Here is an 18,903-nt window from a genome sequence, read left to right as displayed (position 1 = left end):
GGTGAGATCGGTCATACCGGGCCCGTGCGGAATGCCGCCCGCGCACCCGGCGTTCCCCCGCGTGCAGTGCAGGACCACCTCGAGATGGCAGGATCGTGACCATGGCTGAAGAGAACCCGACCGCCCTGTGGGTCGAGCGCACAGGTACCCGGGCCTACACCGGCCGCAGCTCACGCGGCGCGGAAGTGAAGATCGCGAGCCAGGGCGTCCCCGGCGCGTTCACCCCGGGTGAGCTGCTCAAGATCGCCCTGGCCGGTTGCTCCGGGCTGAGCGCCGATTTCTCGCTCTCGCGCAAACTCGGCGACGACTTCGACGCGACCATCCGCGTCTCCGGCGACGCCGACCGGGAGAACGAGGTGTATCCGCAGCTGGACGAGTCGTTCGAACTCGATCTCAGCGAGCTCGACGAGGCCGCCCGGGAGCGTTTGCTGGTCGCGGTGCAGCGCGCCATCGACAAGGTGTGCACCGTCGGCCGGACGCTGAAGGCGGGCACCAAGGTCAACCTGAACTTCGACGTCGACGCCTAGATGGACGCCGTGCGGCTGAGCGCCTGGGTGCACGGCACCGTGCAGGGAGTGGGCTTCCGCTGGTGGACCCGCTCCCGCGCACTGGAACTCGGCCTGACCGGGTACGCCCGCAACGCGCGGGACGGACGCGTGCACGTCGTCGCCGAGGGGCCGCGCGAGGCGGGGGAGAAGTTGCTCGGCCTGTTGCGTTCCGGTCAAACGCCGGGACGCGTCACCCTGGTTGTGGAAAGCTGGGAGCCCGCGCGGGGTGATATGTCCGGATTCGAGGAGCGGTAGTGAGGGCGGATCGGTGAGTACACAGCACCCGGGTGACGGTGAACGCCGCCCCGAAGAACCAGCGGAGCTACCGCGACCGGAGCTGGCGCTGCCCCCCGAGCAACCCGAGGACCTGCCGCAGCCCGAACTCGCGCTGCCGCCGCCGGAACCTTCGCCCGGCCGCATCCAGCGCCAGGAACCCGGCGTCACCCGGCCGCGGCCGCCGACGGTCGCCGAGTCGCGCGCCCGCGACAAGGCCCGCAAACGGGCCGACGAGGAGCGCCGGGCCGCCGCGGCGGCGGAGGCCGCCAAGAAGAAGACCCGCAAGCGGGTGCTGATCGGCGGCGTCGCCATCGTCGGCGTCGCGGGCTTGGTCGGCGGCGGGTATCTGGCCTACCGGGCGGTCAGCAAGCCCGACCAGGTCACCGCCTCCTGTGTGCAGATCGATCAGAACGGCAAGGAAGTCGTCGTTCCCGACGACAAGTGCGGCCCCGGCAAACAGAACTTCAGCGACAGCGACAACTGGCACGGCGGACTGGGTGGCCTGATCATCCTCGGCGGCTGGCCGCAGTACCGCTACTACTACGGCGGCACCCCGACCATCGGGCAAACTCCGGTCGGCGGCACCACCGTCAAACCCAAGGGCGCCGATATCAAAACCAAGAGCGGCACCACGATTCAGCGCGGCGGCCTCGGCAGCAAGAGTTCGGGCGGGGGGTCCTGATGCGGCGGGTCCGCGGCACGCCCCGGCCGGGCTGGAAGCAGATCATCGAGGAACAGGGCCTGGTCTATGGCGCACCCGGCCGCGACGCCAGCGGTCAACCGCGTCCGTACTGGGACGAGTCGGTGCACTACGAATTCGACATGGCCGAGATCCTCGCGCTGGAAGCCGATGTCGAACTGCTGCATTCGATGTGCCTGAACGCGGTCGAGCAAGTCATCCTGACCGAACGGTTCCGCGATTTCGGTCTGCCGGAATGGACGTGGGAACCGATCACCGAATCCTGGCGGCGCGGCGATCCGTATGTCTACGGGCGCTTCGATCTGCGCTACGACGCCCGCCGGCCCGCGAAACTGCTGGAATACAACGCGGATACGCCGACCTCGCTGCTGGAAGCCGGAATCATCCAGTGGCACTGGCTGACCACCCAGTTCCCCGACGACGATCAGTGGAACTCGCTGCACGAGAAGCTCGTCGAGCGCTGGACCGAACTGCGCGACCAACTGCCCTCGGCCCAACTGCATTTCGCGTGGTCCGGGGCCGACGCCTCGGGTGAGGACAACGTCACCACCGCCTACATGCAGGAGACGGCCGCCGAGGCCGGCTTCGACACCATCGCGCTGCCCATCGAGGAAGTCGGATTCGACACCGAGCTGGATCGTTTCGTGGATCTGGCCGAGGCGCCGATCGAATCGATCTTCAAGCTCTACCCCTGGGAGTGGATCCTCGACGACGATTTCGGCAAGCGGGTGATCGCGAGCCTGCCCGCCACCATGTGGGTCGAGCCGCTGTGGAAGACCCTGCTCAGCAACAAGGCGATTCTCGCGGTGCTGTGGGAGATGTATCCCGGGCACCCGAATCTGCTGCCCGCCTATCTCGATCAGCCCAACGAGCTCACCGAGTACATCCGCAAACCCAAGCTGGGCCGCGAAGGCGCGAACATGACGATCGTCGGCGCGGGCCTGGAAACCGCGACCGGCGGCGTGTACGGCGCGGAGGGCTTCGTCTACCAGTTGCTGGACCCGCTACCGGAATTCGACGATATGCGCCCGGTGCTCGGCGCCTGGATGGTCGGCGACCGCTCCGCGGGGCTCGGCATCCGGGAGACCGCGGGGCTGATCACCGACGACGGCGCCGCCTTCGTCCCGCACCGTATCCCCACCACCTGAACTCGTTCCCGGAAGGACATTCGATGACCACACTTGCCCTCGAGCAGGACTACTGGCGCCTGCTCGGCGAAGGCGTCGGGGCCATCATCCTGTACGCGATCGTCGGCCTCGCGCTGATGCTCATCGGCTTCTACGCCATCGATCTGACCACGCCCGGCCGGTTGCGCGGGCTGGTCGCGGCGGGCAAGCCGAACGCGATCGTCGTCACGGCCGCGGGCATCATCAGCATGGCGTTCATCGTCGTGGTGGCCATCTACACCTCCGGCGGCGATCTGCTGGGCGGGCTCATCCGCACCGCGGTGTTCGGCCTGATCGGCATTATCGCCCAGGTGATCTCGGTGCGGGTGCTGGAGCGCGTCATCGGGATCCACATCGGCAACGCCCTGCACGCCGACAGCTACAGTCCGGCCGCGCTGGTCGTCGCGGGGGCGCATTTCGCCCTGGGTCTCGTTGTCGCGTTCGCCGTTTTCTGAGTCGCGCGCCCGGGGCGCCGGGTTCCTGCTCGCCTGGAGCGCGACGCTGGCGGCCGCGGCCGGGGTAGCGCTGCACTTCAATCCGTGGGACGCGGAACCGCTGGTGCTCGCGGCGTCGGTCGCGCCCTACCTGATGGCGACCGCGGTGCTCGCGGTCCTGGCGTTCGCGGTGTTGCGCCATCGGGTCGGCGCGGCGGTGGCGGTCTCGGTGCTGGGCGCGGGGATCTGGACGCAGGCGCCGCTCTACGCCGGGGCCGGCGCGGACGGGCACCCGTTGACCGTGATGCAGTCCAATCTGCTGTTCGAAGGGGCGGATCCGCGGGCGCTGGTCGAGGAGGTCCGGGCCCGGGGCGTCACCCTGCTGACCGTCAACGAGCTCACCCCCGCGGCCCTGGCCGAGCTCGGGCGGGCCGGACTCGACGAGTTGCTCCCGCACCGCCATGTCTCGCCCGGGCGCACCGCGACCGGCACCGGGATCTGGAGCGGCTACCCGCTCACCGACACCGTCGAATACGACGGCTATGTGCTGAACCAGCTTTCGGCGACGGCGACGATTCCCGGCGTCGGGCCGGTGTCGGTGTACGCCTTCCATCCGGTCCCGCCGATCTACGGCGTCGGCGTCTGGTCCCGCGAATTGTCCGGCCTGCGCGCTATTCTCGACCGCGCGCCCGCCGACCGGCCCGCGATCGTCGGCGGCGACCTCAACGCCACCTTCGACCACGCCCGGTTCCGGGCCCTGCTCGGTGGCCGATTCCGCGACGCCGCCGAGCAATCCGGCGCCGGGCACCTGGTGACCTATCCGACCGACAAGCGGTATCCGCCGCTGGTCGGCATCGACCACATCCTGGTCGCCGGCGGTCACACCGACCAGGTCGGCACCGTGCCGCTACCCGGCGCCGATCATCGGGCGCTGGTCGCACGGCTGCGCCTGAACCGCGCCCAGCCGTAACCGCATTGCCGCCGGTTTCGGCGGACGCTCCGGGCGCCACCTCGTACCCTGGGTGTCCGCGGCGATGCGATCCGGGAGAAGCGGTGGCTTACGAACTCAGCGCAGTGATCGGCGAATTGGCGTTATTGCAGGCGATCGGCCGGGAGCACGACGTGCCGGTGGTGCCGCTCGCCCAGGGGCTGGGCCTGATTCCGCTGACCGACGAGATCGTCGCCGCGCTGTTCGAACCGGGCCGCCGCTTCGAGGACGTGCTGCGCGCCTGGTCGACCCGGGGCCCGGTCATGTACGCCTGGTCGGAGATGCACGCCGGGCTGGGCGTGCAATCCGCGACCATCTGGGCCGACGGCGTCGTCACCTATCACGAGACCGGCTATCCCAGCCACGGGCCGATCTCGCTCGCGCTGCGACGGCTCGGCCTGACCGGAGCCACGGACCGGCGCGACGAATTCGACATCGCCGGTCTGGGCCGGCATCGCCGCACCGGTGCGTGGATCCCGTAGGCGCCCGAATGACTCAGTGCCCGCGGGCGATCCAGTCGGACAGGGCCGGTTTCTCGGCGCCGATCGTGGTGGTGTCGCCGTGGCCGGTGTGGACCGTGGTCTGCTCCGGCAGCGTGAGCAGGCGGTCCCGGATCGAATCGATGATGGTGTCGAAATCCGAGAAGGAACGGCCGGTCGCCCCGGGGCCACCGGTGAACAGGGTGTCGCCGGTGAACAGGGCCGCCAGTTCCGGCGCGTGCAGCGAGACCGAGCCGGGGGAGTGGCCCGGCGTCGACAGGATGTCGATGTCGGTGCCCGCCACGGTGATCCGCTCCTTGTCGGCCAGCGACTGGTAGTCGACGTCCGGGTGCGTCATCCGCCAGAGCACGTCATCGGCGGGATGCAGCAGGATCGGGGCGTCGAACTGGCGCGAGAGCTGCGGGGCGACGGTGATGTGATCGTTGTGCGCGTGCGTGCACAGCACGGCGACCACACGCCGGTCGCCGACCGCGGCGACGATCTGTTCGGTGTCGTGGGCGGCGTCCACGATCAGCACCTCGGTGTCGTCGCCGATCAGCCAGATGTTGTTGTCTACATCCCAGGTGCCGCCGTCGAGGGCGAACGTGCCGGAGGTGACGACGCGGTCGATGCGAGTCACCAGACCACCACCGAACGCAGCACCTCACCGGTGTGCATGGCGTGGAACGCCTTCTCGACCTCGTCGAGGGCGATCCGTTCGGAGACGAAGCGCTCCAGCGGGAGCCTGCCCTGCCGGTACAGGTCGATGAGCAGGGGGAAATCGCGTTCCGGCAGGCAGTCGCCGTACCAGGAGGACTTCAGCGCGCCGCCGCGGGAGAACAGATCGATCAGCGGCATCTCCAAGGTCATGTCCGGGGTGGGGACGCCGACGAGGACGACGGTGCCCGCCAGGTCGCGGCCGTAGAACGCCTGCTTCCAGGTTTCGGGGCGGCCGACCGCCTCGATGACGACATCGGCGCCGAAACCCTCGGTCAGCTCTTGGATGCGCTCGACCACGTCCTCGGTGCCGGCGTCGATGGTGTGGGTGGCGCCGAAATCCTTGGCCCACTCCAGCTTCCGGGGATCGCGATCGATGGCGATGATGGTGCGGGCCCCGGCCAGGCGGGCGCCCGCGACGGCCGCGTCACCGACGCCGCCGCAGCCGATGACGGCCACCGTGTCGCCGCGCGAGACGTTGCCGGTGTTCACGGCCGCGCCGATCCCGGCCATCACGCCGCAGCCGAGCAGCCCGGCCACGGCCGGATCGGTGCCCGGCTCCACCTTGGTGCACTGCCGCTCGTGCACCAGGGTCTTGTCGGCGAACGCGCCGATGCCCAGCGCCGGGCTCAGCTCGGTGCCGTCGGTGAGCGTCATCTTCTGGCCGGCGTTGCTGGAATCGAAGCAGTACCAGGGGCGGCCGCGTTTGCAGGCGCGGCATTCACCGCAGATCGCGCGCCAGTTCAGCACCACGAAATCTCCGGGCTCGACATGGGTGACCGCGCTGCCGATCGTCTCCACGACGCCGGCGGCCTCGTGGCCGAGCAGGAACGGGAACTCGTCGTTGATGCCGCCCTCGCGGTAGTGCAGATCGGTGTGGCACACCCCGCAGGCCTGTACCCGCACCACCACGTCGTGCGGCCCGGGATCGGGGATCACCACGTCTACGAGCTCGACGGGCGCGCCTTTGCTGCGGGCGATGACGCCGCGCACGGTTTCCGACACTGAAGCCTCCTCGGTCCTGTGCCACCCCGGCACGCGAACCATATTGCCGTGCGCATGCGAGGACGTCACGCCGATCCCCCGTGCGTTGTGCAGAAGTCGTCTGGGATCAGCGGGGTTCCGCGTAGTGTCGGGACGTCGAGAAAGGAAGCCGCTCATGGGAACTCTGGACGGGAAGGTCGCCCTGGTCTCCGGCTCCGGGCGGGGCATCGGCCGCGAGATCGCGCTGAAACTCGCCTTCGAGGGTGCGCGCGTCGTGGTCAACGATCTGGACGCCGAACCGGCCGCCGAGACCTTGGCGGCCATCGATTCCGGTGGTGGACAGGCGGTTTCCTGCGTCGGCAGCGTCACCGAGGAGGGGTTCGCGGACCGCTTCGTGCAGACCGCCGTCGAGGAGTTCGGTGGTCTCGACATCATCGTCAACAACGCCGGTTACACCTGGGATTCGGTGATCCAGAAGATGACCGACGAGCAGTGGGACGCCATTCTCGACGTGCACCTGAAGGCCCCGTTCCGGATCCTGCGCGCCGCGCAGCCGGTGATCAGCGGCCTGGTCAAACAGGCCGCGGCCGCCGGTGCCCCGGTGCCGTGCCGCAAGGTCGTCAACATCTCCTCCCTCGCCGGTACGGGCGGCAACGCCGGTCAGGCGAACTACTCCGCCGCCAAGGCCGGGATCATCGGGTTGACCAAAGCGATGGCCAAGGAGTGGGGCCGGTACAACGTCACCGTCAACGCGGTCGCGTTCGGCATGATCAAGACCCGCCTCACCGAAGCGCCCGCGGGCGGCAGCACCATCGACATCGACGGCAAGGAAATCAAGGTCGGCGTCAACCCCCACCTGCTCACCGCCATGGAGCAGATGATCCCGCTCGGCCGCGCCGGCACCCCGCGTGAAGCGGCCGGGGCCGTCTATCTCTTCACCCTCCCCGAATCCGATTACGTCAGCGGCCAGACCCTGGTCTGCGGGGGCGGCTTCAACCTGTAACCGCCGGTCGCGGGCCTGATCCGCGCTGTGCGTGGTAGGCCACATTATCTATTGACATTCCAATGTGGAGGGTTCATGCTGGGATATACCTTCCAATGTGGAACATAGATCGAAGGAACCCGACATGGACATCAGCACCGGAACCCGCGCTTCCGACGCGGAACGAGACGAGATCGTGCGGCAGCTCGGCCGGCATCTCGCCGAGGGCCGGCTGGACCTCGGCGAATACGACCAGCGCGTCGCACAGGTGTATGCGACCGCGCTTCGAGAAGAGCTGACAGCGGTCCTCGCCGACCTGCCGAAGGAATCCTCCGGGTTCACCAAAAAGCAGAGCGGTCAGCGGATCCCGATCTGGCAGCGCATCGAAGCCGGCTCCTGGTTCGGCGTCAGCCTCCTGGTCCTGGTCATCTGGGCCGCCATCTCGATCGGCGTCGGCGAATTCACCTACTTCTGGCCGATCTGGGTCATCGGCCCCTGGGGCGCGGTACTCGCCTTCCGCATGGTCACCGGATTCGAAGCCGGCACCTGCCGGCCTGCCCGGCGCTGATCGCGGCCGACGCGCGAGCCCTTCGCGACTGGTGCGCTGTGGGCCGCCCTCGGTGCGTCGATTGGGCGGACAGCGGAATAGGCTCCTCGCGACTGGTCTGGTGGGCGCGACCGTGTTCGGTGCCCTGATCGTCGTTTGGCGCGGCTGGCGGCGGAGGCTCTTCCGTGAGTGATCCCTGGGGAGCGGACCGAGTGCTGTTGTCGGTGGTCGCGTTCAGCGCGCTGGACATTTCGCGCCAGGAACGGTGGGCAGCGTGCGTCGGGGCGTCGGTCGGCGCGGCTGGCGGAGGTCGTGGTTGGCGTGCTGAACGTTGTTCGTAACTGGCGAAGTAGGCGTAGGCCGCTCCGGGCGGACTGCCTTGTCAGCGGTTGCGGCGGCGACTGGCGCGGGGGAGGTCGTAGTCGCTGTCGTACTCGGCGTCGTGGTCGCGGCGGGAGTTCAAGCGGTTCAACGGGACCTGGACCGGGCGGTCGGTGACCGCCTGGCCGCGGCGGGCGGCGCGTTCGGTGGCGGAGCGGTCGGAGTCGCCGCGGGAGGGGCGGTCCCGGCGGGTGGCGGAGCGGTCGGTGGTGCGTGGGAGCGGATCGGGCTGGGTGCGGCGGGTGCGGCGTGCCGGGTCGTCCGCCGCCTGCTCGCGGCGTGACGGTGCGGGCTGATCGAGCGACGGACGCGCGGCCGACGACTCGCCGGGGCGCACACCACGCTCGCGGCGTGCGGGAATGCTGTCGTAGTCCGGTGAACGCCTGCGCGGTGCGGTGCGGTCGGGCGCCGAGCGCTCCTCTGATCGTGCAGCGCGTTGCTGCTCGGCATCGGCTCGGCCCCGTGACGCTCCGGACCCGCGCTCAGATCGCGTGTCGCGAGGATTGAAACTTGCACCGCGGGAATCGGTCCCGCGTGCGGCCCGCGACGCGGACTCCCGGCTACGTGGATACGAATCCGAATCATCCGCGCGAGGACGCGTCTCGAAGTCCGCCTCGTACCGCTCCCGGCCGCGCCCGCGCGATGCGGAGCCGCGTGCGCGCGACGAGTCGCTATAGGGGTCGGAATCCCCTTCACGCGTGCTCGATTCGGACCCGGTGGCGCGAGATCGTAAGGATTCGTAGCCAGTCCCGCTTCCACGCCGCGACCCGGATTCCGTCCCGCTGCGACGGTGCGATTCGGATTCTGCCGAGCTGCGACGATGCGACTCGGAATCCGCCCTACCACGACGCCCCGAGGCGATGTCCCTTGTGTGCGCGTTCGATTCGGCTTCGCTGCGGCGGGCGCGTGAAGAGTCGTTGGCAAGTCGCGAGTCGACTCCCCGCCCGCGCGTGCTCGGGCTGTCGAAGGATGACGGTTCGGCGCCTGGCCCGTGCCGCGAGTCGGTATCCCGAGCGCGCGGGTTCGATTCGGTATCGCTGCGGCGGGCGCGTGCAGAGTCGTTGCCACGTTGTGAGTCGAGCCCCCGCCCGCGCGTGCTCGAGCTGTCGAAGGAGGACGATTCGGACCCCTGCCCGTGCCGCGAGTCGGTAGCCCCGCCGTGCATACCCGACTCGGTTTCCTTACGTCGATAACGTAAGGAACCGCCTCGCGACTCGACTCCTCTTTCGCGCGCGCCCGATTCGGCACCTGCCTCACTGCTGGTGCGCCACGATGCGGAACTTTCCCGAACCCGCGGCTCGGCATCCCCGCCGCGCCCGCCTGCGGTGCTACCGCGCGCCGAAGCCGGGCCGTTCTTCCGCGCGGTCTGCGCCTCGGCGTCCCTCCCACGTCGGTTGGACTCGGCGTTCTTCCAGCGTCCGCTGGGGTCGGCGCTACTCCCGCGTCCGCTGGGGTCGGCGCTACTCCCGCCTCCGCTGGACTCGACGTCCCACCCACGCTCGCTCGGCTCGCTATCCCTCCCACGCACACCGTGCTCGCTGCCCCGCCCACGCGCACCCGGTTCGGCGACCGCACCACGCATCCGCGATGATTCGGACCGCGTCTCCCGGGACCGCCGCGATCCGCTCGTCCGCGACCGCGCGGATTCCTGGCTCGCCCCGCGCGAGGAGTCCGAACCACCGCGCGAGGATCGGACGCTCCGGGATCCGCCGCGCGCGGAGGGCGGTCCGACCTTCAGCACCGGCAACTCCCGGGTGACTTCGGTCGGGTTGTCCCCCTTTTCGCGATACGTCGCGGGGATGTCGTGTGCGCGCAACCACGCGCCCGGGTCGGTGCGGGCGTCGCGATCCAGGTGGGGTATCAATTTTTCCAGGAGTTCCAGCAGCTCACCGTCGTCGTCGCCGAGAGCGGAGCAGATCGCGGGGAAGGTGGGCGGGCGGAAGGTCCAGGACCATTCGTAGTCGGTGTTCAGGTCGCGTCCGTGCAGAACCAGGTTGCCGGAGCGGGCGATTCGGGCGCGGATGACGCGTTCGCTGGTCTCGTGGTGCAGCCCGGCGTCGGAGGCTTTTCCGTTCCGCGCGGCCCGCTCGTCCATCATGATCTCGAACCAGGCCGCGCCGATTCCGGCCATGCCGAAAGCGGCCGCGAGCAGGATCTCCACCCACACGTCGGAGAGCATGGTGCTCCGGCTCCGCTCACAGGCGTAAAGGAACAGCAGGCTGCCGACGACGAGCGCGGCGATCCGAGCGAGCCGGTAGCTGGTGCTGGTCCCGAACAGGGGTGGCATCGGCGGATACTCCCGAATGGCGTGCGCTGGCAAATCAGGGTGGATGGTATGTGCCACGGGTGTCCGGCGTCGGCATTTGGTGATCACGTCTTGGCATCGAATCCGGCCGTCGCGGCTGACCGGTTTCGGCTAACCACGGGCATACTGAAATGTGCGGGGAGCCGGACGAACTCGATACTGTGGACCGTGGCGCCGTCGCCGCGGCCCCGATGCGCTGCCCGCGTACCAGACGGCTGCCGCCGGGTGGATATCATGGCTGGTCGCCCGCCCCGATCATGCCGACTGCCAGCATGCGCGGTCAGGCCCGGAGGAGTCGAAACCACGCAGGGCCCGATCATGCAGAGAGAACGCAGAAAGGTCGTCGAATTGCATTTGAAGAGCCTGACGCTGAAGGGATTCAAGTCCTTCGCGTCCGCGACGACCCTGCGCTTCGAGCCCGGCATCACCTGCGTGGTCGGCCCGAACGGCTCCGGCAAATCGAACGTGGTGGACGCGCTGACCTGGGTGATGGGCGAGCAGGGCGCGAAAGCGCTGCGCGGCGGCAAGATGCAGGACGTGATCTTCGCGGGCACCTCCGGTCGCGCGCCGCTGGGCCGCGCCGAGGTCACCCTGACCATCGATAATTCCGACGGCGCGCTGCCCATCGACTACGCCGAGGTCTCGATCACCCGGCGCATGTTCCGGGACGGCGCGGGCGAATACGAGATCAACGGCAGCACCTGCCGGCTGATGGATGTGCAGGAACTGCTCAGCGACTCCGGCATCGGCCGGGAAATGCACGTCATCGTGGGGCAGGGCCAGCTGTCGGCGATTCTGGAGTCGCGCCCGGAGGACCGGCGCTCGTTCGTCGAAGAGGCCGCGGGCGTGCTCAAGCACCGCAAGCGCAAAGAGAAAGCGGTCCGCAAACTCGAGGCGATGCAGGCGAATCTGGCCCGCCTGACCGACCTCACCACCGAACTGCGCCGCCAGCTCAAGCCGCTGGGCCGCCAGGCCGAGGTGGCGCGGCGGGCGCAAACCGTGCAGGCCGACCTGCGCGACGCGCGCCTGCGCCTGGCCGCCGACGATTTGGTGACCAGGCGCGGCGAACTGGCGAGCCAGCAGAGCAAAGAGGCGTACGCGCGCGAACAGCACATCACGGTGCAGACGGAGCTCGACGCCGCCAATGCCGTGCTCGCGCAGCAGGAATTCCAGCTGTCGCGGCTGACACCGAGCGCGGAGGCGGCGGCCCAGATCTGGTTCCAGCTCTCGGCGCTGGCCGAACGCGTGAACGCGACCATCCGCATCGCCGGCGACCGGGCCCGGCATCTGGACACCGAGGTGCCGGTCGGCACGGGCCGCGATCCGGAACAACTGGAAGCCGAGGCCGCCCGCGTGGAGGCCGAGGAAGCCGAACTGCGCGAGGCCGTCGAGATCGCGGCCGAGACCTTGGAGGCGGCGCGGGACGCGCTGGCCGAACGCGAATACGCGGCCAAGGCGGCCGAGCAGGCGCATCTGGCGGCGGTGCGCGCCATCGCGGACCGCCGCGAGGGCCTGGCCAGACTCTCGGGTCAGGTCGACACCCTGCGCACCAAGGCGCAGTCGATGGACGCCGAGATCGCCCGTCTCTCGGTCGCGATTTCCGAGGCCCGCCACCGCGGTGAGGCCGCGCAGGCCGAATTCGACGGCGTGCAGAGCGAACTCGGCGAACTCGACGCCGGCGAGGAGGGCCTGGACGCGCAGCACGAGCACGCGGTGCAGGCGCTGGAGCTGGCCGACCAGCGGGTCAAGGAACTGCGCGAACAGGACCGCGACGCGAGCAAACTGGTCGCGTCGCTGACCGCGCGCATCGAAGCGCTGAGCATGGGCCTGGCCCGCCGCGACGGCGCGGCGTGGCTGCTCGAGCACCAGACCCAGGGCCTGCTCGGCCCGCTGTCGGGATTGTTGCGAGTGCACAGCGGTTTCGAGGCGGCGGTCGCCGCGACGCTGGGCCCGCTGGCCGACGCGGTCGCGGCCGACAGCGCGGGCAACGCGCACGCCGCCGTGCGCTCGCTGAAGGAAGCCGACGGCGGGCGCGTCGCGCTGGTCTTCGGGGCCGACACGGCCGCGCCGTCGGCGCACGCCCCGCTGCCGGGGTCCGCGCGCTGGCTGGTCGACGTGGTCGACTGCCCCGAATCGGTGCGCGGCGCGGTCGCGGCGCTGACCGCGGGCGTCGCCGTGGTCGACCAGCTCGCCGACGCCGCCGACCTGCTGCGCACCCGCCCCGATCTGCGGGTCGTCACCCGCGATGGCGATCTCACCGGCACCGGCTGGATTCTGGGCGGCTCCGACCGTGCGCCCAGCCAACTGGAGATCCAAGCCGACATCGATGCCGCCAAGAGCGACCTGATCGCCGGTCAGCGCCGCGCCGAGGAATTGGAGGCCGCGCTCTCCGGCGCGCTCGATGAGCAGTCCGACCGCAAGGACGCCGTCGACCAGGCCCTGCTCGCGCTGCACGAATCCGATCAGGCGCTGATGACGATCTACGACCGCCTCGGGCGCCTCGGCCAGGCCGCCCGCGCCGCCACCGGTGACAGCGAGCGTCTCGCCAAGCAGCGCGCCGACGCCGAAGCCGGTCGCGAGGAATCCCTCACCGCCCTGGCCGAATTGGAAGACCGGCTGCGCGCCGTCGAACTCGAACAGGACGATTCGGAGCTGGCGTCGGCGGGCACCGAGTCCGCGGGCCGGGACCGGGAGGAGGCCGCCGCCGCGCTGGCCGAGGCGCGCGCGATGGAGGTGGAGGCGCGACTGTCCGTGCGCACCGCCGAGGAGCGCGCGGAATCGGTGCGCGGCAAAGCGGATTCACTGCGCCGCGCGGCGCGCGCCGAACGCGAGAACCGTGCCCGCGCGGAACGCGCGCACGCGGCCCGCCGGCAGGCGGCCGAGGTGGCGGCGGCCGTGGCCGAATCCGGCACGCGCATCGCGGGCGAGCTGGAGAAGGTCGTCGCCGAGGCGAGCGCCCGGCGCGACGATCTGGTGCGCCGGCGCACCGAGGCCGCGACCCAGGTCGAGCAGGTGAAGGAGCGCGTGCGCGCGCTGAGCGCCCAGCTGGCGCAGCTCACCGACGCCGTGCACCGCGACGAAGTCGCGAAAGCGCAGGCGGCGCTGCGCATCGAGCAGCTCGAGGCCACCATTACCGAGCAGTTCGGTCTCGCGCTCGACGACCTGATCGACGAGTACGGCCCGGAGGTGCCGCTGCCGCCCAGCGATCTGGAGTGGCAGGAGTACGACCAGGCGCGCGAGCGCGGCGAGCAGGTCACCGCGCCGGTCGCGATGCCCTACGACCGCGCTACCCAGGAGCGCCGCGCCAAGCGGGCGGAAAAGGATCTGGCCACGCTCGGCAAGGTCAATCCGCTTGCGCTGGAGGAGTTCGCGGCGCTCGAGGAGCGGTATACCTTCCTGTCGACCCAGCTCGAGGACGTCAAGAACGCCCGCAAGGATCTGCTGGACGTGGTCGCCGAGGTCGACGCCCGCATCCTCCAGGTGTTCACCGAAGCCTACGAGGACGTGGAACGCGAGTTCGTCGGCGTCTTCGCCAAGCTGTTCCCGGGCGGCGAGGGCCGGTTGGTGCTCACCGATCCCTCCGACATGCTCACCACCGGCATCGAGGTCGAGGCCCGCCCGCCGGGTAAGAAGGTCAAGCGTCTCTCGCTGCTGTCCGGCGGTGAGAAGTCGCTGACCGCGGTCGCCCTGCTGGTGGCGATCTTCCGCGCCCGCCCCTCCCCGTTCTATGTCATGGACGAGGTCGAGGCGGCTCTGGACGACACCAACCTGCGCCGCCTGATCGGCCTGTTCGAGCAGCTGCGCGAGAAGAGTCAGCTGATCGTCATCACCCACCAGAAGCCCACGATGGAGATCGCCGACGCCCTCTACGGCGTCAGCATGCGCGGTGACGGCATCACCCAGGTGATCTCCCAGCGCCTGCGCGGGGAGAACCTGGTGGGCGCCGGTCGCTAACCGAGCGCCCCGGCCGCCGGGTCCGGGGTGCGCAGCGCCCGCCGGAAGACGGCGGAGTGGCGAAACATGGTGGGCAGCATGCGCACCGCGAACGCGGTCAGCGACAGCCAGGGCCGCAGGTGCGGTGCGATGCGGCGGATCCGGCCCTCGGCGTCGAGGTCGACGACCATCGCGTCGGTGATCCGGAACCGGCCGAGCCTGGCGTGCGACAGGACGACCCGCCGCTGCCCGGTGCCGATCTGCGGTTCCCAGCGGGTGTCGGAGAGCCCCGAATACACCGCGGTGAGCAGGACCCGCAGATCGTCGTGCCCGGCGAAGACCGCGCGCCCGGCCAGTGGCGAGACGAGAACCGCGTCCGGCGCAACGGTTTTCATCAGGGTGTCGAAATCGCGCGCCGTGGCCGCGGCGCAGAACTGGGCCAGGTAATCATCCATCGGTGCGTCCTGACGTCGAGTCGATCACCGTTCCAACCTACGCCGCGGGATCCGGGTGGCGGACTCAGCGCGCGGGCAGGGCCTTGATCTGCGCGGATCCGGTTGTCGTCAGCCAGGATTCGAGGGTCTGCAAGCCCGGGTGGATTGCGCGCAGGGCGTGGATGTCGGCGTGCCAGCCCTCACTGGCGCGGCTGACCCGCCAGACGTTCCCGATCTCCGGGCCGATGGCCTCGGCTTCGGCCTCGGTGTACTCGTGGTAGCGCACCGCGACCCCGGTGTGCGCGCTGATCAGCTCCGCCGCCGCGACCGGCGTGATGGCCTCGCCCGCCAATTCGAGGGTGAGGCCGTGGAAGCGGTCCGGGTCGGCGAAGGCGAGGGCGGCGAATTCGGCGACGTCGGCGACCGCGATCATCTGCAGTGGACGGTCCGCGGCGAACAGGTGCCGGTGCACGCCACCGTTGATGCCGTCCACCGGAAAGCCCTGCATCAGATAGTTTTCCATGAACCGCACCGGCCGCAGGACGGTGTAGCGCAGGCCGCTGTCGCGGAGGGCCTGTTCGATACGGCGTTTGCCGGTGGCGCCCCAGTTGGCCTCCTGGCGCATCGAGGCGATACCGGTGAAGACCAGGTGGTCGATCCCGGCGGCGCGGGCACGTGCCACGAAACCCTCGCCTCGGTTCGCTTCCAGTTCGACATCCCAGCCGCCGGAGCCGTAGGCGGCGGGCGGCACCAGGAGCGCGGCGCCCACGCCGGTGAGCGCGCGGTCGATGGTCTCCGGTGTGTCGAAGTCGCCGACCGCCAGTTCGGCTCCGGCGGCGGACAGTGCCTGGGCGGCGGGGGTATTCGGGTCGCGCACCAGCGCGCGGACCTGGGCGCCGCCGGCCAGCAACCGGTGCGCGGTGGCGTTGCCCTGCTTGCCGGTGGCGGTGCTGACGAGAATCGGGTGCTGCGGGAAGGACATGCGCTGCCTGCTCCTGGGGAGAACTCGATACAATCGGGTCGGTCGACCCGCTTTCGGACCATACGGGTGCACCATCCCGCTCGACCAGGCACGAAAATGGAAGGCCGTAACGAAATGCCCACTGCGCCCGCCGCTCCCGGCCCCGTTTCCCGCACCGACGCCAAGCGCAACCGCGCCCTCGTGCTGGCCGCCGCGCACCAGGCCTTCGGCGAGCACGGCATGTCGGTGTCACTGGCCGAGATCGCACGCCGCGCCGGGGTCGGCGCGGGCACCGTCTACCGGCATTTCCCCACCAAATCCGATCTGCTGGAAGCGGTCATGCAGCAGCGGGTGGACCGGCTGGCCCGCCTGGCCGCCGATCATCTGCACGCGCCCGATCCCGGCGCCGCCTTCTTCGCGGTGTGCACGGAGGTGATCGCCTCCACCCCGGGCAACCAGGATCTCTGCGACGTCGTGCAATCCAGTGACGGCTGGCCGCGCGCCCTGATCCAGAGCGCGGGCGCGCGCTTCCATCGCGCGATGGAAGCGCTGCTGGTCGCCGCGCAGCGCGACGGCGCCGTCCGCGCCGACATCACCCTCGCCGACGTGCTCGACGTCTTCACCGGATGCGTTGCGATCCAGCGGTATCAGCGCCCGGATCGCCGCCTGGTGCGCGGCGCGGCACTGGTGCTCGACGCGCTGCGCGCCACCGCCGCCCCGGCCTCCGTAACGAAACTCCCGCCGGACTCCAACTCGCAGAACGAAACTCCGCCGCGTAACGAAACGGGGGCCGCGCCGCGGTGCCCCATCTGCGCGGCCGAACTGCACCGCCCGCCCACCGGCCGCCCCGCCCGCTACTGCTCCGCCGCCTGCCGCCAGAAGGCCCATCGCCGTCGTGCCGCACGCGTGTGACCGAGGCCATTCGCCTCGGCAGGACGGGGGGAGCCGGTCGGGACCGGACCTCGCGGACCAGGTGGCTAGAGCAGATCGCTGACGTCGTCGGGCACGTCCACCGCGTATTTTCGCAGGATGTCCATGGAGATGACCTCCAGGGCGTTCTCGTGGGTGGCGGCCAGCACCACCGGCGCCGCGACGCCGTCCTCGTGGGCGTGCAGCCAGCGCACGGCGACCACGCACCATCTGTCGCCGGGTTGCAGGCCGGGGAAATTGTTGTCGGGGCGCGGGGTGGAGAGGTCGTTGCCGATGGAGGCCTGATGCTCCAGGAACTCGGCCGTGACGACTGTGCACACGGTGTGGCTACCGAGATCCTCCGGCCCGGTGCTGCAGCAGCCATCCCGGTAGAAGCCGGTCACAGGATCGGCGCCGCACTCTTCCAGCGGCCCCCCAAGCACGTTTCGGTCGGTCACGCTGCCGATCCTATTGTCAGTTCGCGAGAAGTTCCGCAGGACAAGAAATCTCGCTGGTGGCGTCCGGTGCGCAACCGCCCGCTGCCTGCGACGCGACCGCGGATTGCCGGACTCGTCCGGTTATGCCTCATCGGCGGCGTGTCGGTGTTCTGCAAGGATGGTGCCCGTGAGTGCCGAAGCCTGGATTCTGATCGCCGCGATTGCCGCCCTGCTGCTGGTGGTGCTGGTCGCCGGTTCCGTCCGGTACAAGCGACGCCGTGTATCGCTGACGCCGCCGACCCCGGACAAGGAGGTGACCGACCGGTCCGGCGGCTACACCGCCCAGGGCGGATTCAGCTTCAGCCAGGGCGGCGGCACCTCCACCCTGGAACCGGTCCCGCTGGAGCGCACCGACGACGAGGGGCAGCCGCACGTCGGCGACGACGCGGCTATCCCGCGCGACGCCCCGAAGCGGGGCATCACCAATGTCCGGCTGCCCGAGGCCGATGTCGAGTCGGTGGAGACGGCCGAGGTCGTCGAGGCACCCGACACCGTGGAAACCGTCGAGACCGTGGAAACGGTCGAGGTGGTCGAGACGCCGGAGTCCGTCGAGGCCCCGGCGGGCCCGCGCGAGGACATCGAGCCGACCGAAGGCCGGCTGTTCCGTCTGCGCGGCCGGCTGAGCCGGTCCCAGAACGCGGTCGGCAAGAGCCTGCTGGGCCTGCTCGGCGCCGGCGACCTGGACGAGGACTCCTGGGAGGAGATCGAGGACACCCTGGTCCTCGCCGACCTGGGCACCGCCAGCACCGCCGCCGTGGTGAGCCGCCTGCGCGAGGAGATCGCCGCGCACAGCGTGCGCAGCCCCGAGGAGGCCCGCGCCATCCTGCGCCGGGTGCTGATCGAGGCCCTGCGCCCGGAACTGGACCGCGCGGTGCGCGCCCTGCCGCACGACGACCACCCGTCGATCCTGCTGGTCGTCGGCGTCAACGGCACCGGAAAGACCACCACCACCGGCAAGCTCGCCCGGGTGCTGGTGGCCGACGGCCGCCGCGTGCTGCTCGGCGCGGCCGACACCTTCCGCGCCGCCGCCGCCGACCAGCTGCAGACCTGGGGCGATCGCGTGGGCGCCGAGACGGTCCGCGGCAAGGAGGCCGCCGACCCGGCCGCCGTCGCCTTCGACGCGGTCACCGCGGGCATCGACCGCGGCGTGGACGTCGTGCTGATCGACACCGCGGGCCGCCTGCACACCAAGACCGGCCTGATGGACGAGCTCGGCAAGGTCAAGCGCGTGGTGGAGAAGAAGGCCGCGGTCGACGAGGTGCTGCTGGTGCTCGACGCCACCGTGGGCCAGAACGGCCTGATGCAGGCGCGGGTGTTCGCCGAGGTGGTCGACATCACCGGCGTCGTGCTCACCAAGCTCGACGGAACCGCCAAGGGCGGCATCGTCTTCCAGGTGCAGCACGAACTCGGCGTGCCGGTGAAACTGGTCGGACTGGGTGAGGGCGCGGACGACCTGGCTCCGTTCGAGCCGGGCGCCTTCGTCGACGCGCTGCTGGGCTGACACGTCATCCAACGGCCGGGCGGTGCGACCGCCCGGCCGTTGCTGTCCCATAACCGATGGTTTGCCGCTCTTCAGGCCTCACACCAGGACTTATTCCAGTGGTCGGCGGCACGAAACGTAGACGCAACACAACTGGCGCATCCGTTCACGCACGCGAAACC

General features: G+C 70.1%; 18 protein-coding genes. 12 read left to right on the top strand and 6 right to left on the bottom strand.

The genetic code is table 11. The features are described 5' to 3' along the window. Positions 1 to 101: 101 nt before the first annotated feature. The 7 genes from AB0I43_RS33620 to AB0I43_RS33590 all read left to right on the top strand — a co-directional run bounded on the left by AB0I43_RS33620 (position 102) and on the right by AB0I43_RS33590 (position 4,594). Complete coding sequence (locus tag AB0I43_RS33620; protein WP_356980136.1) at positions 102 to 527, top strand: OsmC family protein; 426 nt, start codon at positions 102 to 104, stop codon at positions 525 to 527. Continuing rightward, entirely contained in the window at positions 528 to 803 is a 276-nt protein-coding gene (locus tag AB0I43_RS33615) for an acylphosphatase (protein ID WP_356980137.1), read from the top strand. Between the two features lie 13 nt (positions 804 to 816). Continuing rightward, positions 817 to 1,506, top strand: coding sequence for a hypothetical protein (locus tag AB0I43_RS33610; protein ID WP_356980138.1), 690 nt, complete (start codon positions 817 to 819; stop codon positions 1,504 to 1,506). Continuing rightward, entirely contained in the window at positions 1,506 to 2,672 is a 1,167-nt protein-coding gene (locus AB0I43_RS33605; protein WP_356980140.1) for a glutathionylspermidine synthase family protein, read from the top strand. The genes AB0I43_RS33610 and AB0I43_RS33605 overlap by 1 nt, the downstream gene beginning before the upstream one ends. A 23-nt stretch (positions 2,673 to 2,695) precedes the next feature. After that, positions 2,696 to 3,145, top strand: a complete 450-nt coding sequence (locus tag AB0I43_RS33600; protein WP_356980142.1) for a DUF350 domain-containing protein — start codon at positions 2,696 to 2,698, stop codon at positions 3,143 to 3,145. Further along, positions 3,123 to 4,094, top strand: coding sequence for an endonuclease/exonuclease/phosphatase family protein (locus AB0I43_RS33595; protein ID WP_356980144.1), 972 nt, complete (start codon positions 3,123 to 3,125; stop codon positions 4,092 to 4,094). The genes AB0I43_RS33600 and AB0I43_RS33595 overlap by 23 nt, the downstream gene beginning before the upstream one ends. Before the next feature lie 83 nt (positions 4,095 to 4,177). Next, positions 4,178 to 4,594 (top strand): hypothetical protein, encoded by a 417-nt coding sequence (locus AB0I43_RS33590; RefSeq protein ID WP_356980146.1) that lies wholly within the window; start codon positions 4,178 to 4,180, stop codon positions 4,592 to 4,594. Positions 4,595 to 4,607: 13 nt separating this feature from the next. Here the strand turns inward: AB0I43_RS33590 and AB0I43_RS33585 are convergent, their stop codons facing one another. Both AB0I43_RS33585 and AB0I43_RS33580 read right to left on the bottom strand, forming a co-directional pair. After that, entirely contained in the window at positions 4,608 to 5,234 is a 627-nt protein-coding gene (locus AB0I43_RS33585) for an MBL fold metallo-hydrolase (RefSeq protein WP_357433361.1), read from the bottom strand. After that, a complete protein-coding gene (locus tag AB0I43_RS33580; RefSeq protein ID WP_356980147.1) occupies positions 5,228 to 6,313 on the bottom strand; it encodes an S-(hydroxymethyl)mycothiol dehydrogenase in 1,086 nt (361 codons plus the stop codon). Before AB0I43_RS33580 ends, AB0I43_RS33585 begins: the two co-directional genes overlap by 7 nt. Positions 6,314 to 6,467: 154 nt before the next feature. Here AB0I43_RS33580 and AB0I43_RS33575 point away from each other — a divergent pair, with 154 nt between their 5' ends. Together AB0I43_RS33575 and AB0I43_RS33570 are read left to right on the top strand one after the other, a co-directional pair. Further along, positions 6,468 to 7,295: an SDR family oxidoreductase gene (locus AB0I43_RS33575; protein ID WP_356980149.1), complete on the top strand. Its 828-nt coding sequence runs from the start codon at positions 6,468 to 6,470 to the stop codon at positions 7,293 to 7,295. A gap of 124 nt (positions 7,296 to 7,419) precedes the next feature. Then, positions 7,420 to 7,842: a DUF1707 domain-containing protein gene (locus AB0I43_RS33570; RefSeq protein WP_356980150.1), complete on the top strand. Its 423-nt coding sequence runs from the start codon at positions 7,420 to 7,422 to the stop codon at positions 7,840 to 7,842. Positions 7,843 to 8,203: 361 nt separating this feature from the next. Here the strand turns inward: AB0I43_RS33570 and AB0I43_RS33565 are convergent, their stop codons facing one another. Next, positions 8,204 to 8,539 carry a hypothetical protein gene (locus tag AB0I43_RS33565; protein ID WP_356980152.1) on the bottom strand — a complete coding sequence of 112 codons (336 nt, stop codon included), beginning with the start codon at positions 8,537 to 8,539 and terminating at the stop codon, positions 8,204 to 8,206. Between the two features lie 2,316 nt (positions 8,540 to 10,855). On the opposite strand from AB0I43_RS33565, the gene smc reads away from it, so the two are divergent. After that, positions 10,856 to 14,461, top strand: a complete 3,606-nt coding sequence (gene smc / locus AB0I43_RS33560) for a chromosome segregation protein SMC (RefSeq protein ID WP_357433359.1) — start codon at positions 10,856 to 10,858, stop codon at positions 14,459 to 14,461. Here smc and AB0I43_RS33555 read toward each other — a convergent pair. Together AB0I43_RS33555 and AB0I43_RS33550 are read right to left on the bottom strand one after the other, a co-directional pair. Further along, complete coding sequence (locus tag AB0I43_RS33555) at positions 14,458 to 14,895, bottom strand: nuclear transport factor 2 family protein (RefSeq protein WP_356980156.1); 438 nt, start codon at positions 14,893 to 14,895, stop codon at positions 14,458 to 14,460. The two genes, smc and AB0I43_RS33555, sit on opposite strands and share 4 nt — an antisense overlap. Before the next feature lie 64 nt (positions 14,896 to 14,959). Then, on the bottom strand, positions 14,960 to 15,856 hold the full coding sequence (locus AB0I43_RS33550; RefSeq protein ID WP_357433346.1) for an NmrA family NAD(P)-binding protein: 897 nt from the start codon (positions 15,854 to 15,856) through the stop codon (positions 14,960 to 14,962). A gap of 114 nt (positions 15,857 to 15,970) precedes the next feature. On the opposite strand from AB0I43_RS33550, the gene AB0I43_RS33545 reads away from it, so the two are divergent. Next, entirely contained in the window at positions 15,971 to 16,747 is a 777-nt protein-coding gene (locus tag AB0I43_RS33545) for a helix-turn-helix domain-containing protein (protein ID WP_357433345.1), read from the top strand. A 65-nt stretch (positions 16,748 to 16,812) separates the two neighbouring features. Here AB0I43_RS33545 and AB0I43_RS33540 read toward each other — a convergent pair whose 3' ends face one another. Beyond that, positions 16,813 to 17,202, bottom strand: coding sequence for a DUF2237 domain-containing protein (locus AB0I43_RS33540; RefSeq protein WP_209889680.1), 390 nt, complete (start codon positions 17,200 to 17,202; stop codon positions 16,813 to 16,815). A gap of 157 nt (positions 17,203 to 17,359) precedes the next feature. Here AB0I43_RS33540 and ftsY point away from each other — a divergent pair, with 157 nt between their 5' ends. Further along, on the top strand, positions 17,360 to 18,742 hold the full coding sequence (gene ftsY, locus AB0I43_RS33535) for a signal recognition particle-docking protein FtsY (protein ID WP_357433343.1): 1,383 nt from the start codon (positions 17,360 to 17,362) through the stop codon (positions 18,740 to 18,742). The last annotated feature ends 161 nt before the right edge of the window (positions 18,743 to 18,903 follow it).

It is taken from the genome of Nocardia sp. NPDC050435 (assembly GCF_040655395.1).
In the GTDB taxonomy this organism is placed as follows: domain Bacteria; phylum Actinomycetota; class Actinomycetes; order Mycobacteriales; family Mycobacteriaceae; genus Nocardia.
The sequence above is the reverse complement of the archived record's forward strand: the minus strand, read 5'-3'. Positions and strand labels throughout refer to the sequence as shown.

Excerpts from the sequence above, each read along its gene's own strand:
- AB0I43_RS33605 (WP_356980140.1), top strand. The coding sequence starts at position 1,506 with ATGCGGCGGGTCCGCGGCACGCCCCGGCCGGGCTGGAAGCAGATCATC.
- AB0I43_RS33575 (WP_356980149.1), top strand. The coding sequence starts at position 6,468 with ATGGGAACTCTGGACGGGAAGGTCGCCCTGGTCTCCGGCTCCGGGCGG.
- AB0I43_RS33620 (WP_356980136.1), top strand. The coding sequence starts at position 102 with ATGGCTGAAGAGAACCCGACCGCCCTGTGGGTCGAGCGCACAGGTACC.
- AB0I43_RS33615 (WP_356980137.1), top strand. The coding sequence starts at position 528 with ATGGACGCCGTGCGGCTGAGCGCCTGGGTGCACGGCACCGTGCAGGGA.
- ftsY (WP_357433343.1), top strand. The coding sequence starts at position 17,360 with ATGGTGCCCGTGAGTGCCGAAGCCTGGATTCTGATCGCCGCGATTGCC.
- AB0I43_RS33550 (WP_357433346.1), bottom strand. The coding sequence starts at position 15,856 with ATGTCCTTCCCGCAGCACCCGATTCTCGTCAGCACCGCCACCGGCAAG.
- AB0I43_RS33600 (WP_356980142.1), top strand. The coding sequence starts at position 2,696 with ATGACCACACTTGCCCTCGAGCAGGACTACTGGCGCCTGCTCGGCGAA.
- AB0I43_RS33555 (WP_356980156.1), bottom strand. The coding sequence starts at position 14,895 with ATGGATGATTACCTGGCCCAGTTCTGCGCCGCGGCCACGGCGCGCGAT.
- AB0I43_RS33545 (WP_357433345.1), top strand. The coding sequence starts at position 15,971 with ATGCCCACTGCGCCCGCCGCTCCCGGCCCCGTTTCCCGCACCGACGCC.
- AB0I43_RS33570 (WP_356980150.1), top strand. The coding sequence starts at position 7,420 with ATGGACATCAGCACCGGAACCCGCGCTTCCGACGCGGAACGAGACGAG.